Below are 15,001 nucleotides of genomic sequence, written 5' to 3'. Positions count from 1 at the left end.
CTGCTAGCGACGGGCCGGGGTGTCAGGCAATTGCGCGATCAGCGACACCTTCTTGTAGCCGGCGCTGCTGATCGCCCCCATGACCTCGACGATGCGGCCATAGGCCAGGGACTTGTCGCCTCGCACGAAGATGCGCGCGTCGGCGTTGTTCTGGCTGATGGCTTCCAGGCGCGGCACCAGGTCGGTCAAGTCCGTCTTGGTCTCGTTGAGGTAGACGTCGCCGTTGTCGCGGATGGATACGACCAGCGGCTCGTCCTGGCCGGGGATGGCCGGGGCCTTGCTTTTGGGCAGGTCGACCGGCACGCCCACGGTCAGCAGGGGTGCCGTCACCATGAAGATGATGAGCAGCACCAGCATGACGTCCACCATGGGCGTCACGTTGATGTCGGCCATGGGCCGGGCGCGGCGCCGCCCCCGGCCGGTGGACTGCTTTCCCGATAGCGACGCGCCCATGTCAGCCCCGCTCTTCCAGGTGGCGCTGCAGGATGGCGCTGAATTCTGTCACGAATGAGTCCAGCCGGTCGCCGAAGCGGGCGATGTCGGAAGAGAACTTGTTGTAGGCGATGCTGGCCGGGATGGCCGCCACCAGGCCCAGGGCCGTGGCGAACAGCGCCTCGGCGATGGAGGGGGCCACGACCGCCAGGCTGGTGTTGCCGGCCGCCGCGATGCTGGTGAAGCTGTGCATGATGCCCCACACCGTACCCAGCAGGCCGACGAAGGGGGCGTTGGACCCGACGGTGGCCAGCACGGTGATGTAGCGTTCCGTCTGCGCCATCTCGCGGCTGACGGTCACGGACATGACGCGCTCGATGCGTTGGGCCAGGTTGGCGCGCATGGCGCCGGAGGAGGTCAGCCCGCGCTCATTGGCGTGGCGCCATTCGCGCATGCCGGCGGCGAAGGTTGCGGACAGCGGATCGCCGGGGGCCTTGCCCACCTCTTCATACAGCTGGTCCAGCGAACCGCCGGACCAGAACTGCTCCTCGAAATCGGCGGCGGCGGCCTTCATGCGGCGCAGCTTGATCGACTTGTCGAAGATGATGGCCCACACCCAGACCGAGGCCGCCAGCAGCCCCAGCATGATGGCCTTGACCAGCCAATTGGCCGTCATGAACAGGCTGAGGGCCGACAGGTCCGCCGCCGGATTGGCGCCCAAGGCCACGAAATTCATGATCTGATGCTGCATCGCCACTCTCACTCTTCAGACGGGGCGTCCGCCGACGCGCCGTCACCCTTCGAATTGATCTTTTCGCCGGCGCCACGGTCTTTTTCCTCGCCGCTTCCGCGGCTGGCACCCAAACGGGCGAAGGCTTGCGCCACCGGCGTTGGGACCCGCACCGCCCTTCCTTGGGCGTTGATGCAGGCCAGTTTCAAAGTCAGCCGGACCAGGACCCGATCGTCTTCCGTGGCCTGGCCGGCTGGCACGATGCCACCACTTTGTGGCCGGTATATGGTCTGTTCCGCTAAAACCGTGGCACCGGTGACACTGGTGATGCGGCTGCGCACCAGAAGTGTGTCCTCCAGCCGGGCCGGCGCCAGAAAATCCATCATGCAGCGACGCACGGCGAAGGCGACGCCGCTCGCCGCCACCTGCTCCGCATGCGGCACGCCCAGCACCCGCAGCATCTCCGTCCGCGCCCGCTCGGCATAGCGTAGGTAGTTGGCGTGGTAGACGATGCCGCCGGCGTCCGTATCCTCGTAATAGACACGGACGGGGAAGTGGTGGACGTCGCCCACCATGTGGCCGGAGAGATGGCCCCCAAGCAGGTCAAGGGCCTCAGACATCCGGCCCCTCCTCCGCGTCCGGCCCTTCCACATCCATGGGCCCCAGCAGGTCCAGCTGGCGCGCCGGGGTGGCAGGGGCGGGCAGGCCCAGATAGCGATAGCCCATGTCGGTCAGCAGGCGGCCGCGCGGGGTGCGCTGCAGCAGGCCCTGCTGGATCAGATAGGGCTCGATCACCTCTTCCAGCACGTCGCGCTGTTCCGACAGGGCGGCCGCCAGCGTCTCCACCCCAACCGGGCCGCCACCGTAATTGTTGGCGATGCAATTGAGATAGCGCCGGTCCATGGCATCGAAGCCCAGGCGGTCAACCTCCAGCCGGGTGAGGGCGATGTCGGCCGCGCGGGCGTCGATCTCGGTGGCGCCGGCCACGGCGGCGAAATCGCGCACCCGGCGCAGCAGGCGGCCGGCCACGCGGGGCGTGCCGCGCGAGCGGCGCGCGATCTCCAGCGCCCCTTCTGGCAGCAGCGTCATGTCCAGCAGGCGAGCGGCGCGGCTGACGATCAGCTGCAATTCCTCCGGCTCATAGAACTGCATGCGCAGGGGAATGCCGAATCGCTCCCGCAAGGGGCGGGTGATGAGGCCGGAGCGGGTGGTGGCGCCAACCAGGGTGAAGGGCGGCAGGTCGATGCGGACGGAGCGGGCGGCCGGCCCCTCGCCGATGATGAGGTCCAGGTGGAAATCCTCCATGGCCGGATAGAGGATTTCCTCCACCGCCGGCGACAGGCGGTGGATCTCATCGATGAACAGCACGTCGTGCGGCTGCAGATTGGTCAGCAGGGCCGCCAGGTCGCCCGCCTTGGCGATGACCGGGCCGGAGGTGGCGCGGAACCCCGCCCCCATCTCCTTCGCCACGATCTGGGCCAGGGTGGTCTTGCCCAGGCCGGGCGGGCCGAACAGCAGCACATGGTCCAGCGACTCGCCCCGTGAGCGGGCGGCCTGGATGAAGATGGACAGGTTCTCGCGCACTTGGCGTTGGCCGGTGAAATCTGCCAGGGACAAGGGACGCAGCGACACGTCCTGCCCATCCCCCGCGGCCCGTTCGCGGCTCACCAGACGGTCCGACTCCGGGCCGCTCATGCGCTCAGTTCCTTGAGACCGGCGCGAATCAGTTCGGAAACGCCGGCCTCAGGCCCCAGGCGGGCGGCGCAGGTGGTGACGGCGGCGAAGGCCTCCAGCCGCTTGTAGCCCAGGTTGACCAGGGCGGAGACGGCATCGGCCACGGCGCCGTTGGCGGCGGGCGCGGCGGCCGCGTCCGTCTTCCCGGCCGGCGTGCCGGCCAAGGTGGGGGCCAGCGCCAGCGACGGCACCTTGTCCTTCAGTTCGCTGATCATGCGGGTGGCGAGCTTGGGCCCCACGCCGTCAGCCTGGGTCAGCGCGGTCTTGTCCTGGGCCATCAGGGCCTGGGCGATCTGTTCCGGCGACAGCACGGACAGCACGGCCAAGGCGACGCGGGCGCCCACACCCTGCACCGTGGTCAGCAGGCGGAACCAGTCCCGCTCCGCCACGTCGGCGAAGGCGAACAGCTGCATCTTGTCTTCCGACACCCACATCTCGGTCAGGACCGAGACGGCCTCCCCCACCCCGCCCAGGCGGCGCAAGGTGCGGGAGGAGGCGGAGACGAGATAGCCTACCCCGCCCACGTCGATGATGGCCCAGTCCAGGCCGGTGCTGTCCAGCAGACCTTTTAGTTTCGCGATCATCGCGCCGCCCCCGCCATGATGCCGCCTACCAGGCGCCGGGTCTGGCTGTGGTGGGCGTGGCAGATGGCGACAGCCAGGGCGTCGGCCGCGTCCGCCTTGGACAGCTGGAAGCCCGGCAGCAGCATGCGCACCATGGCCTGCACCTGCGTCTTGTCGGCGTGGCCGGCGCCCACCACCGACTTCTTCACCAGGTTGGGCGGGTACTCCGACACGGACAGTCCCTCCCGCGCCGGGGCCAGCAGGGCGATCCCCCGCGCCTGCCCCAGTTTCAGGGTTGAAACGGGGTTCTTGTTCACGAAGGTCTCTTCCACCGCCGCCTCGTCCGGCGTCCAGGTCCGGATGACGTCTTGGAGCCCCTCATAAAGGGTGACGAGACGGCGGGCCAGGTCGTCCCGGTCGTCGGAATGCACGACCCCGTCGGCGACATGCGTCAACCGGTTGCCGGAAACGTCGATGACGCCCCAGCCCATGTTGCGCAAGCCCGGATCAAGGCCCAGCACGCGGATCGACCGATCCCCCATGGCCGCCGTCCCCCTTCCCGTCCGGCTTAGCCCAGCTTCTCCAGAAGCTCCGGCGACAGCTCAAAGTTGCCGATGACGTTTTGCACGTCGTCGCTGTCGTCCAGCACGTCCAGCAGCTTCAGCAGGCTCTGCGCCGCGTCTTCCGACGGGGCCACCGTGTTCAGCGGCTGCCAGGTCAGCTTGGCGCCTTCCGGCGCGCCGAACTTGGCTTCCAGCGCGTCGCGCACCTCGCCCAGGCTGTCGACGCCGGTGATGATGGAGTGGCTCTCCTCATCGCTGCTGACATCGTCGGCGCCCGCCTCGATGGCGGCCTCCAGCACGGTGTCGGCATCCGCCACGCTGGCCGGATAGGTGATCAGGCCGATGCGGTTGAACATGAAGCTGACCGAGTTGGTCTCACCCAGCGTGCCGCCGTGCTTGGAGAAGGCCGAGCGCACTTCCGAGGCGGTGCGGTTGCGGTTGTCGGTCAGCGCCTCGACGATCAGGGCGACGCCGCCGGGGCCGTAGCCCTCGTACCGCACCTCATCGTAATTGGTGTCGTCGCCAGCGCCGGGCGTGCCCTGCTTAATGGCGCGGTCGATGCGGTCGCGCGGCATGTTCTGCACGCGGGCGGCCTGGATGGCGGCGCGCAGGCGCGGGTTATGGTTGGGATCGGGCAGGCCCGCCTTGGCGGCCACGGTGATTTCACGCGCAAGCTTGTTGAACAGCTTGGACCGCTTGACGTCCTGGGCGCCCTTGCGGTGCATGATGTTCTTGAACTGTGAATGTCCAGCCATGGGACCCTGAACTCTATATGGGGTTGAGCGGGGGTATATCCGGGCAGCTTGTACCACATGTTGTGGCAACAGGCACGCCCAGGGACAGGCCTGGGGGCGAAGCTTGCCACAGGCTTGTCACAGGACCGTGCTTTCCGTCCGAGTTACGGCCGCTTTATGGCGGAATTCCGGCGGCGGCGCCAAGGAGGTTTCTGCAATGCTAACCGGAAAGGCGGCAGGCAACAGGGCGAAAGTGCGGCCGACTCAGGCCAGCTTGGGCATCGCCTGCGACAGGCGGCCGCCCACGCGCACCGCCTCGGCCCGCAGGGCCAGGCCGGTGCGATCATCCGTTTCCACGAACACGCCGCAAACGCTGACGGTGGCATCGTTTTCCGCCGGAGTCAGGCGGTCGGTCGGCAGCTTGCGCGTCAGGCGCAGCACCGCCGCCTCCTTCTTCATGCCGATGACGCTGTCGTAGTCGCCACACATGCCGGCGTCGGTCTGATAGGCGGTGCGGCCGTTCAGGATCTGGGTGTCCGCCGTGGGCGTGTGGGTGTGGGTGCCCACCACCAAGCTGACGCGGCCGTCGCAGAAATGGCCCATGGCCATCTTCTCCGACGAGGCCTCGCCATGCACGTCGATGACGATGGCGTCGGCCGCGTTGGGGCCCAGGCGATAGGTGCGCAGCACCTTCTCCACCGCGGCGAAGGGGTCGTCCAGGGCATCCATGAACAGGCGGGCCATGACGTTGACCACCAGCACCTTGCGCCGGCCGTCACGGGTGGGCAGCAGCGAGGCGCCGCGACCGGGCGTGCCCTCCGGATAGTTCAGAGGGCGCAACACGTTGGGCAGGCGGTCGATCTGACCCACCAGTTCCTTCTGGTCCCAGACGTGGTTGCCGGTGGTCAGGCAATCGACGCCGGCGGCGAAGAACTCCTGCGCGATCTTCTCGGTGATGCCAAAGCCGCCGGCCGCGTTCTCGCCGTTCACGATGACGAAGTCCAGCGCCAGCGCCTTGCGCAAGTCCGGCAGATGCCGCAACACGCCGTCACGGCCGCTGCGGCCCACCACGTCACCCAGGAACAACAGACGCATGACTTCCTCAACCCCGAAAGCGGTCAGCGCTTGCGCCGCTGCCCGGCCCGAACGGCGTAGCGCTCGGTGACGATCCAATCCAAGCCCTGGTCATGCGCGTCGCAGGGCACCTTGTCCAGTTCCTGATCGGCGAAGGCGATGCCCACCGCCTGGATGGCATGCTCGCGCCGCAGCAGAGCCAGGGTACGATCGTAGAAACCGGCGCCATAGCCCAGGCGCCGCCCCCGGCGGTCGAAGGCCAGCAGGGGCACCAGCACCACGTCGGGCACCACGGCACCGCCACCGGGTGCCGCCTCTTCCATCGGCGCCGGCACGCCCATCACATCGGGCGACAGCAGGATGCCGGGCAGCCAGCGGCGGAACAGCAAGGGCTGGCCCTTGGCCTGGCAAACGGGCAGCGCCGCCTTCACCCCGGCCGCGACCACCCGGTGCATGAGCGGACGGGGATCGATCTCATCCCCCACGGGCCAATAGAAGGCGATGGTGAGGCCCACCGGGGCCAGGCCGTCGGTGATCTGGGGCAGCGCGCCCAAGAAATTGTCGGCCAGCGATTTGGACGCCGAGGCACGGTCCAGTTCCAGCTCCGCGCGCACCCGGCGGGCCGAAACCCGCACCGCCTTCTTGGCGGCGCGCGCCGCCTCCTCCGTCAGCAGGGCCGCCGGACCCGTGACCGATGTAGCGGTACCAGGGGCCGGGGAAACGTCGTGGGTACGGGAGGATGCGGCGGTCACGGGCGGATAAGGTCCCTCAAAGGACAGGCCCCGGCATCATGCGGGGCGGGAGGGGAGGACATGAAGGATAAGGTCTGGAAGGAGCCGCGACGGCCGATGGACAAGCGTATCCTCCACGGCCTGCCAAGGCAGGTGGGAGCCATATGTCCGACACCACGGCGTCGGCAGGGACAGCCCCCTAGAGGATTGGGTATCGGCCCTGGGGATAAAGCATCCTGTCGAACCGCGCAGCCCCGTTCCAGAAAACTAATTTAGGAGCGATCAAGCCGCGCTGCAATGTCTTCGATGCGTTTGGCCAGGCTATCGACGGCCGCGATGACGCTATCGTCCTCTGCGCGGGGCGCAGGGGTCGCCTCCTGCACCGGGGCCGGCACGGGCCGGCGCGGCCCCCCCAACTCCGCGCGCAGGTCGAAAATCTCATCGGCAAGCATGAGGGCGGTCAGCACCAGCAGCTGCGTCTCGCTGCCGCCGGAAGCGTCATGCGCCACCTCCCGCAGGCGGGCATCGACATAGGAGCCAAGCTCGCGCAGGCGCTGTTCCTGGCCATCGTCGCAGGCCAGGCCATAGGGGCGTCCATTCAGGATGATGTCCACGCGGGCCATCTTCTAATCAGTCCTCCAGCACCGCACGCAACTGGCCGATGGTCCGGTCCAGCCGCTCCGACAAGGCCGCGGTCGCGGCCTTGGCACCCTGCTCCCGCCCTTCCGCCGCCGCCAGCGCCCGTTCCAGCTGGGCGATGCGGGCCTTGGCCGCCTCATCGACGTCGCCGGCAACGGCCGCGGGCTGCGCCAGCCGTCGTTCCAGCGCCCCGTCCAGCACAAGGACGGCGGCATCCAGACGTTCCAGCGCGGTCTTCAGTCGTTCCATGGGACGAGACGGGTCCGATAGCCAATGGAAGGGAGGTCGGGTGCAAATAAGATGGATAAGCTCTGGCGTCGAATAAAGAAAGAAAGCGGTCGGGACCAGCGAAAAAACCGCGCCGACAGATGATTAGGCGCCGGCGCCGGGGCAACAGGATCATGAATGGCGAAGCGCGGCGGGAAAGGCCCGCCGGATACAGGCGTTAACGCTGGCCGCGCTTGCAGTTTTCGGAGGGCCCCGGACCTTGACGCGGCAGGCGGTGGCGGTCATGGTGCCGCCCGCCCCTCGCGCCTGGACTGTGCGCGCACGACGCCCTTAAAGAAGGCGGTGCGGCGGCGCAACTCATCGGGAGCATCGGGCCCTGGATCGTCTCCTGGGAATGCCCTTCCCGTGGCGGCTTTCCCGGCCGAATCCGCCGGAACGGAGCCCCAACGGCTGCCCCTTTCCGGCCTTCTGAGCACAGCGCATCCGCTTGATGAAAGGCCCTTTGCCCATGTCGTCCCAGCCCGCAACCGGAGATGTCGTCGGGGGCGTTCCCCACAAGGATCTCGCCACCGCCATCCGCGTCCTGGCCATGGATGCCGTGGAAGCGGCCAAGTCGGGCCACCCCGGCATGCCCATGGGCATGGCCGATGTCGCCACCGTGCTGTTCACCCAGTTCCTGAAGTTCGATCCCAAGCGCCCGGACTGGGCTGACCGCGACCGCTTCGTGCTGTCGGCCGGCCATGGCTCCATGCTGATCTACGCGTTGCTCTACCTCACGGGGTATGAGGACATCGACCTTGAGCAGATCAAGAAGTTCCGCCAGCTGGGCGCCCGCACCGCCGGTCACCCGGAATATGGCATGGCCCGCGGCATCGAGATGACCACCGGCCCGCTGGGCCAGGGCATCGCCACCGCCGTTGGCATGGCCCTGGCGGAGCGTCACCTGAACGCCCGCTTCGGCGACGCGCTGGTCGACCACCACACCTATGTCATCGCCGGCGACGGCTGCCTGCAAGAAGGGGTGAGCCATGAGGCCGCCTCGCTGGCCGGCCACCTGGGCCTGGACCGCCTGATCGTCCTGTGGGACGACAACAGCATCTCCATCGACGGCCCCACCAACCTGTCCCTGTCCGAGGACGTGAAGGCCCGCTTCGTCGCCTATGGCTGGGACGTGCAGGCCGTGGACGGCCACGACCCGGCGGCCGTGGCCGCCGCCATCGCCCAGGCCAAGACCACCAGCACCCCGTCGCTGATCGCCTGCCGCACCACCATCGGTCTGGGCGCCCCGACCAAGGCCGGCAAGAACTCCAGCCACGGCTCGCCCCTGGGTGCGGCCGAGATCGCCGGCGCCCGCGCCGCCTACGGCTGGGAGCATGGCCCCTTCGAAATCCCGGCCCCCATCCTGAACACCTGGCGCCACTACGGCGCCCGGGGTGCCGCCGCCGCCAGCGCCTGGGACCAGCGCCTGGCCGCCGCCGACAACAGCCTGGGCGCCGCCTTCAAGGCCGCCCAGTCGGGTGACGCGCCGGCCGAGCTGGACGCCGTCATCGCCGCCTTCAAGCGCGCCACCAGCGAGGCCCGCCCCAGCGTGGCCACCCGCCAGGCCTCGGGCAACGTGCTGGACGCCATCTTCGACGTCGTGCCCGAACTGATCAGCGGCTCCGCCGACCTGACCGGGTCCAACAACACCCGGACCAAGGGTGTCGTCAGCCTGCAGCGCGACAAGTACGAAGGCCGCTACATCCACTATGGCGTGCGTGAGCATGCCATGGCCGCGGCCATGAACGGCATGGCCCTGCACGGCGGCCTGATCCCGCTGAGCGGCACCTTCCTGTGCTTCGCCGACTACAGCCGCCCGGCCATTCGCCTGGGTGCCCTGATGAAGCAGCGCGTGGTGCATGTCATGACCCATGACAGCATCGGCCTGGGCGAGGACGGCCCCACCCACCAGCCGGTGGAGCATATGGCGGCACTGCGCGCCATCCCCAACCTGCTGGTCTTCCGGCCCGCCGACCAGGTGGAGACGGCCGAGTGCTGGCAGCTGGCGCTGCGGTCCAAGACCCGCCCGTCGGTCCTGGCGCTGACCCGCCAGAACCTGGCCACGCTGCGCACCGAGCACACCGACGAGAACCTGACCGCCAAGGGCGCCTACGTCCTGCGCGAGGCTGAAGGCGGGGTGGCCAAGGTGGTGCTGCTGGCCACCGGCTCGGAAGTGGAGATCGCCGTGCAGGCACGCGATGTGCTGCAGGCCGAGGGCGTGCCCACGCGCGTCGTCTCCATGCCCAGCTGGGAGCTGTTCGTGGAACAAGGCGAGGCCTACCAAGCCCGGGTGCTGGGCGGTGACGACGTGGTCCGCGTCGGCGTCGAAGCCATGGTGCGCATGGGCTGGGACCGCTGGATCGGCCCCAAGGGCGGTTTCGTCGGCATGCCCGGCTTCGGCGAGTCGGGGCCGTACAAGGAGCTGTACCAGCACTTCGGCATCACCGTCGACGGCGTGGTCGCGGCCGCCAAGGCCCGTCTCTGAGTGAGTACCCAAGGCGGGGCCCCGGGAACCAAACCAGGGTCCCCGCTTTGACACGAGCGTCCGGATGAGACGTCCCACTATGGTAGGCCTGCCATGCAAGCCCCATAGCGCCTAAAACGACGGCGTGACGTTTACCATCTTCAAGGTTTCAGCATAGCCGGCCCGGTCCCTCGGGCGGTTCAACGATGTCGGAGGAAGACACATGGCTGTTCGTGTTGCCATCAACGGGTTCGGGCGCATCGGCCGTCTGGTGCTGCGCGCCATTTACGAGAGCGGCCGCAAGGACGTCGAGGTGGTCGCCATCAACGACCTGGCCGACGCCAAGACCAACGCCCACCTGCTGAAGTACGACAGCGTGCACGGCCGCTTCCCCGGCACGGTCGAGGTGGTGGACGGCAACTTGGTGGTGAACGGCCACACGATCAAGGTCGTGCAGGAACGCGATCCGTCCAAGCTGCCCTGGGGTGACCTGGACATCGACGTGGCCATGGAATGCTCGGGCATTTTCACCTCGCGCGAAGGCGCCTCCAAGCACCTGACCGCCGGCGCCAAGAAGGTGCTTATCTCCGCCCCCGGCACGGATGAGGACATCACCGTCGTCTACGGCGTGAACCACGACAAGCTGACGCCGGAGCACAAGATCGTCTCCAACGCCAGCTGCACCACCAACTGCCTGGCCCCGGTGGCCTACGTGCTGAACAATGCCATCGGCATCGAGCACGGCTTCATGACCACCATCCACAGCTACACCGGCGACCAGAACACGGTCGATACGATGCACAAGGATCTGCATCGCGCCCGCGCCGCTGCCCTGAACATCATCCCCACCTCCACCGGCGCCGCCAAGGCCGTGGGCAAGGTGCTGCCGGAGCTGAAGGGCAAGCTGGACGGCACCTCGCTGCGCGTCCCCACCCCCAACGTCTCGGTCGTGGATTTCAAGTTCGTGGCCAAGAAGGCCACCTCGGTCGAGGAAGTCTCGGCCGCCATCAAGGCCGCCGCCGAGGGCCCGCTGAAGGGCATCCTGGGCGTCTATGCGGAGCCGCTGGTGTCCACCGACTTCAACCATGACCCGCACTCGTCCATCTTCGCGCTGAACGAGACCAAGGTCATCGACGGCACCTTCGTGCGCATCATGACCTGGTACGACAACGAGTGGGGCTTCTCCAACCGTATGAGCGACACCGCCGTCGCCCTGCACAAGGTTGGCTGATCCCATAGGGGATTGATTAGGATGAGGGGCGCTCCGGCAAGGTCGGGGCGCCCTTTTTCTTTGAGGATTTGGAACCGCCGTGAACCGCCCCATCCGCGTCCTGTGCCTGGATGACGCCCGCGCCGCCTTGGTGGCGGCCGATGGCGCGCCCGTCCGGCTGGTCAGCGCGCCGGACGCCGGCAGGGCGCTGGGCGCCGGTGGCTGGCGCGCCCTGTTGGACGCCATCACGGCGGAGTTTCCCGGGGCACCAGTGACGGCCGTCCTGGATTGCGGCGATGCCGCCGGCCACGCCCTGGCCGCGCTGGCGCTGGGCATCCCCGACATCGCCTTTTCCGGCGACGCGGCCGCCGCCGCGCGCCTGGCCGACATCGCCCGGGCCCGGGGCGCCCGAGTGCATCCGGCGGACGGGGTCGATGCCCTGGACCTGAGAGGCTGGCGCGACCCGGTGGCGGCCTGCCGAGCATGGCTGACCCAGCCCTAACATTCAGCCCTCAAAGCCAGCTGACCATTATTGTCATTCGCCAATATTGAGTGAATTCACTTTCTGTTAAGTGCCGTCCATTTAAAATTGGCAGCAGCGACCTCAGTGTCCATATCGACACGCGCCTAGTCATCAACCTGGCGATTCATCGTCAATCGACCTATCCGGAAGGCTTGGCCGCGTGTACATCTAGCGGCGTGGCGGATGTTGCCGGGATTTAGGGAACCGTTGTGCGGCAATTACGACAAATCCTGACCATTCTTGCGGTAACGCCCCTGGTCATTGCCACCACCGCCGGCGCGACATCCGCAGGGTGGGAGCGGCTGCACGCCACCCTATTCAGCAATGTCGGCCGCGAGGCCGGCCTGCCGCACCCCATCGCCATGGCCCTGGCGCAGGACAGCGACGGCTTCATCTGGGTGGGGACGCAAGGCGGCCTGTCCCGCTATGACGGCTACCGCTTCCGCACCTTCCAACACCAGGACGGCACAGCCGGCAGCCTGCCAGGCAACGTCATCACCGCCCTGGTTCCCGCCGCCGGCGGCCGGCTGTGGGTGTCCACCGCCACCGGCAGCATCGCGCGCTATGATCCCGCCACGGGGCAGTTCCAGGAGTTTCCGGAACCGGCGGGCCTGCCCGCGCGCGGCGGCGTGCTGAGCATGGTCAGTGATGGCGGCGACGGCGTGTGGGCCGGCACCAACTCGGGGTTGGAACATGTGGATGCCGCCGGCACGGTGACGCGGGAGGCGCACCGAGCCGGGGACGCCACCTCGGCCCCCGGCGATCGCGTCCGCGCCCTACTACGCACCAGTGACGGCAGCCTATGGGTCAGTACCGTCACCGGCCTGATGCGCCGGGAACCCGGCGCCGCCGCCTTCACCGCCGTCCCCCTGTTGGACGCCCATGGCCAGGCGGTGACGGACGAGGTCATCGCCCTGACACAGGACAGCGCCGGACGGGTATGGTTCGCCACCGTACGCTCCGGCCTGGGCCGGGTGCTGCCCGTCTCCGCCACCACCTGGGAGGCCGCCCGCCTGGTGCCGGAGGCCAACCCCCAGGCCCTGGGCGGTCCGCTGGTGTTCTGCCTGACCGAGGGGCGGCCGGGCGAAATCTGGGTGGGCCGGGTGGCCGGCGGCATCACCATCATCGACGCCGCCACCGGCGCGCTGCGCACCCTGCGCCATAATCCCCTGACCCCCACCAGCCTGGGGGACGACAGCGTCCACGCGTTGATGCGTGACCGCACGGGGTTGCTGTGGGCGGCCACCAACATGGGTGTCAGCCGCACAGACCTGCGCATCGACGCCGTTGACACCCTGCTGCCCGACTCAAGCGCGGGCGGCCTGCCCGACGCGAACGTCCTGGGCATCACCACCACCCCCGACGGCCGGGCCTGGATGGGCTTTAAGGATCACGGCGCCGCTCTGCTGGATCCGGTTGTCGGCGCGGTCACGCCGCTGCCCCGCGTGGCCGACCTGCCGGCGGGTGGTGTCGTCAGCATCACCGGCGCCCCGGATGGCGGGGTCTGGCTGGGGGCTGGCGCGGGGCGCGCCCTGTTCCGCCATGATCCCCGCAGCGGCCGGCTGGAACAGCATCCCTTCCCCGGCCAAGTCGTCAGCCCCATGATCTACGGCCTGGCGGAGGGCGGCGTCCTGTGGTTCGCCGCCGGCCCCCTGGTGCGCTACACCCCCGCCACGGGCGAAGCCAAGGTGTTCCGGCATAGCCCTGACGACCCGGCCTCGCTGGTCGACGACAGCGTCAACGTCATGCTGCCGGATGGCGCCGGCGGACTGTGGGTGGGCACCCGGCACGGCCTGGATCGCATGGATGGGGTCACCGGCGCCTTCAGCCATTATCTGCACGACCCGTCCGACCCCCGCTCCCTGCCGGCGGATCTGATCACCACTCTGCTGGTCGATCGCCACGGCCGGTTGTGGCTGGGAACCCTGGGTGGGGGCATCGGCGTGCTGGAGCGGCCGGCGGACACGGACCATCCCCGCGGCGTCTTCCGGCGCCTGACCATGGCCGACGGCCTGCCCAACGACAATATCGGGACCCTTCTGATGGACGGCGGCGGCCGGGTGTGGGCCAGCACGGCCGACGGCCTGGCCATCATCGATCCCGACACCTGGGCCACCCGGGCATTGGGGCGGGCCGACGGCGTCGCCATTCCCGCCTATTGGATCCATTCCGGCGCCGCCCTGCCCGACGGCAGCCTGATCTTCGGCGGCGGCGGCGGCGCGACGGTGGTGCACCCCGATGGCTACAAACCGCATGGCGCGCCTCCGCCGGTGGTCTTCACCGCCGTGCGCGTCGCCGGCCATCCCGTGCCCGTCGGGACCATGGCGGCACCGGCACCCATCCGCCTCGCCCCCGGCGACCGCAGCGTGGAGATCTCCTTCGCCGCCCTGGACTACACGGCCCCCGAGGAAATGCGATACGCCTACCAGTTGCGCGGCTTCGACGAGACTTGGACCGACGCCGACGCCACGCAGCGCATGGCGGCCTACACCAACCTGCCGCCGGGCCGTTACAGCCTGATGGTCAAGGCGGGCAACCGGGCGGGCGATTGGTCCACGCCCGTGACGCTGTCCATCGAGGTGCAGCCCGCCTGGTGGCAGACGCTGTGGGCCAAGCTGGCCGCCGTCGCGCTGGCGCTGGGCGGCGTCGTGGCCCTGGTGCAGGTCCGCACCGCCTACCTGCGCCGCCGCCGCGCCGTGCTGGAGGAGCAGGTGGCCCGCCAGACCCGGGATCTGCTGGCCGCCAACGAGCGGCTGAAGGACCTAGCCAACCGCGACCCGCTGACGGAAATCCACAACCGCCGCCATTTCATGGAATTGGCGGAGGCGGCGCTGACCCTGGCCCGGCCGATGGACACGCCCGCCGCGCTGCTGATGATGGACATCGACCACTTCAAGCAGGTGAACGACACGCTGGGTCACAGCGCGGGCGACGAGGTGCTGCTGGCCGTGGTGGCCCGCATCCGCGCCCTGCTGCGCAAGACCGACGTCTTCGCCCGGCTGGGCGGGGAGGAACTGGCGCTGTTCATGCCGGACGTGGACGAGACGACGGCCCTGGCGGTGGCGGAGCGGCTGCGCCGCGCCGTGGGCGATACGCCCTATGACATCGAGGGGGCGGGCGTCGTCGCCGTGACGGTCAGCATCGGCGTGGCCGCCGCCCCGCCCACCCTGCCGCTGAAAGAGCTGTTGGACCGGGCCGACCACGGCCTGTACGCCGCCAAGCGCGCTGGTCGCGACCGGGTGGCGGCCTATGTCGATGGCAACCGGCAATAACGCGACGCCCAGCCCCAGGAAGATCACTAGTCCCGCGTCGCTTTTGGCGGAAATCTGCCATGATC

Annotated in this window: 15 protein-coding genes and 1 other RNA gene; 4 read left to right on the top strand and 12 right to left on the bottom strand. The window is 68.8% G+C overall.

From position 1 onward, the window contains the following. Positions 1 to 3: 3 nt before the first annotated feature. The 12 genes from tolR to FBZ87_RS17335 all read right to left on the bottom strand — a co-directional run bounded on the left by tolR (position 4) and on the right by FBZ87_RS17335 (position 7,449). The gene (gene tolR, locus FBZ87_RS17390) at positions 4 to 453 is read right to left on the bottom strand and encodes a protein TolR (protein ID WP_145611631.1); all 450 of its coding nucleotides are present in this window, start codon (positions 451 to 453) and stop codon (positions 4 to 6) included. Position 454: 1 nt separating this feature from the next. Next, positions 455 to 1,183, bottom strand: coding sequence for a protein TolQ (gene tolQ, locus FBZ87_RS17385; protein ID WP_044564671.1), 729 nt, complete (start codon positions 1,181 to 1,183; stop codon positions 455 to 457). Between the two features lie 8 nt (positions 1,184 to 1,191). Next, positions 1,192 to 1,782 carry a YbgC/FadM family acyl-CoA thioesterase gene (locus FBZ87_RS17380; protein WP_277907592.1) on the bottom strand — a complete coding sequence of 197 codons (591 nt, stop codon included), beginning with the start codon at positions 1,780 to 1,782 and terminating at the stop codon, positions 1,192 to 1,194. Then, positions 1,775 to 2,857, bottom strand: a complete 1,083-nt coding sequence (ruvB, locus tag FBZ87_RS17375; RefSeq protein WP_145611630.1) for a Holliday junction branch migration DNA helicase RuvB — start codon at positions 2,855 to 2,857, stop codon at positions 1,775 to 1,777. Before ruvB ends, FBZ87_RS17380 begins: the two co-directional genes overlap by 8 nt. Then, on the bottom strand, positions 2,854 to 3,480 hold the full coding sequence (gene ruvA, locus FBZ87_RS17370) for a Holliday junction branch migration protein RuvA (RefSeq protein ID WP_145611628.1): 627 nt from the start codon (positions 3,478 to 3,480) through the stop codon (positions 2,854 to 2,856). Before ruvA ends, ruvB begins: the two co-directional genes overlap by 4 nt. After that, positions 3,477 to 4,001: a crossover junction endodeoxyribonuclease RuvC gene (gene ruvC / locus FBZ87_RS17365; protein ID WP_145611626.1), complete on the bottom strand. Its 525-nt coding sequence runs from the start codon at positions 3,999 to 4,001 to the stop codon at positions 3,477 to 3,479. The genes ruvA and ruvC overlap by 4 nt, the downstream gene beginning before the upstream one ends. Positions 4,002 to 4,027: 26 nt before the next feature. Beyond that, positions 4,028 to 4,777 (bottom strand): YebC/PmpR family DNA-binding transcriptional regulator, encoded by a 750-nt coding sequence (locus FBZ87_RS17360; RefSeq protein ID WP_145611624.1) that lies wholly within the window; start codon positions 4,775 to 4,777, stop codon positions 4,028 to 4,030. Positions 4,778 to 5,020: 243 nt separating this feature from the next. After that, positions 5,021 to 5,851, bottom strand: coding sequence for a TIGR00282 family metallophosphoesterase (locus FBZ87_RS17355; protein ID WP_145611622.1), 831 nt, complete (start codon positions 5,849 to 5,851; stop codon positions 5,021 to 5,023). Positions 5,852 to 5,874: 23 nt separating this feature from the next. Next, the gene (locus FBZ87_RS17350; protein WP_246134448.1) at positions 5,875 to 6,582 is read right to left on the bottom strand and encodes a 5-formyltetrahydrofolate cyclo-ligase; all 708 of its coding nucleotides are present in this window, start codon (positions 6,580 to 6,582) and stop codon (positions 5,875 to 5,877) included. A gap of 77 nt (positions 6,583 to 6,659) precedes the next feature. Beyond that, a non-coding RNA gene (ssrS, locus tag FBZ87_RS17345) (6S RNA) lies at positions 6,660 to 6,819 on the bottom strand. Between the two features lie 14 nt (positions 6,820 to 6,833). Continuing rightward, positions 6,834 to 7,184 carry a cell division protein ZapA gene (locus FBZ87_RS17340; protein WP_145611620.1) on the bottom strand — a complete coding sequence of 117 codons (351 nt, stop codon included), beginning with the start codon at positions 7,182 to 7,184 and terminating at the stop codon, positions 6,834 to 6,836. A 7-nt stretch (positions 7,185 to 7,191) separates the two neighbouring features. After that, positions 7,192 to 7,449 (bottom strand): DUF4164 family protein, encoded by a 258-nt coding sequence (locus FBZ87_RS17335; RefSeq protein WP_004273342.1) that lies wholly within the window; start codon positions 7,447 to 7,449, stop codon positions 7,192 to 7,194. A 487-nt stretch (positions 7,450 to 7,936) separates the two neighbouring features. On the opposite strand from FBZ87_RS17335, the gene tkt reads away from it, so the two are divergent. The 4 genes from tkt to FBZ87_RS17315 all read left to right on the top strand — a co-directional run bounded on the left by tkt (position 7,937) and on the right by FBZ87_RS17315 (position 14,936). Continuing rightward, positions 7,937 to 9,952 (top strand): transketolase, encoded by a 2,016-nt coding sequence (gene tkt / locus FBZ87_RS17330; RefSeq protein ID WP_145611618.1) that lies wholly within the window; start codon positions 7,937 to 7,939, stop codon positions 9,950 to 9,952. A gap of 202 nt (positions 9,953 to 10,154) precedes the next feature. Next, positions 10,155 to 11,162 (top strand): type I glyceraldehyde-3-phosphate dehydrogenase, encoded by a 1,008-nt coding sequence (gene gap, locus FBZ87_RS17325; RefSeq protein ID WP_145611616.1) that lies wholly within the window; start codon positions 10,155 to 10,157, stop codon positions 11,160 to 11,162. 79 nt (positions 11,163 to 11,241) lie between these two features. Next, the gene (locus tag FBZ87_RS17320) at positions 11,242 to 11,643 is read left to right on the top strand and encodes a hypothetical protein (protein ID WP_186454810.1); all 402 of its coding nucleotides are present in this window, start codon (positions 11,242 to 11,244) and stop codon (positions 11,641 to 11,643) included. Between the two features lie 230 nt (positions 11,644 to 11,873). Then, positions 11,874 to 14,936 (top strand): diguanylate cyclase, encoded by a 3,063-nt coding sequence (locus FBZ87_RS17315; protein ID WP_145611614.1) that lies wholly within the window; start codon positions 11,874 to 11,876, stop codon positions 14,934 to 14,936. The last annotated feature ends 65 nt before the right edge of the window (positions 14,937 to 15,001 follow it).

Source organism: Nitrospirillum amazonense, assembly GCF_007828035.1.
In the GTDB taxonomy this organism is placed as follows: domain Bacteria; phylum Pseudomonadota; class Alphaproteobacteria; order Azospirillales; family Azospirillaceae; genus Nitrospirillum; species Nitrospirillum amazonense.
This window is presented reverse-complemented; position numbering and strand designations above follow the sequence as displayed.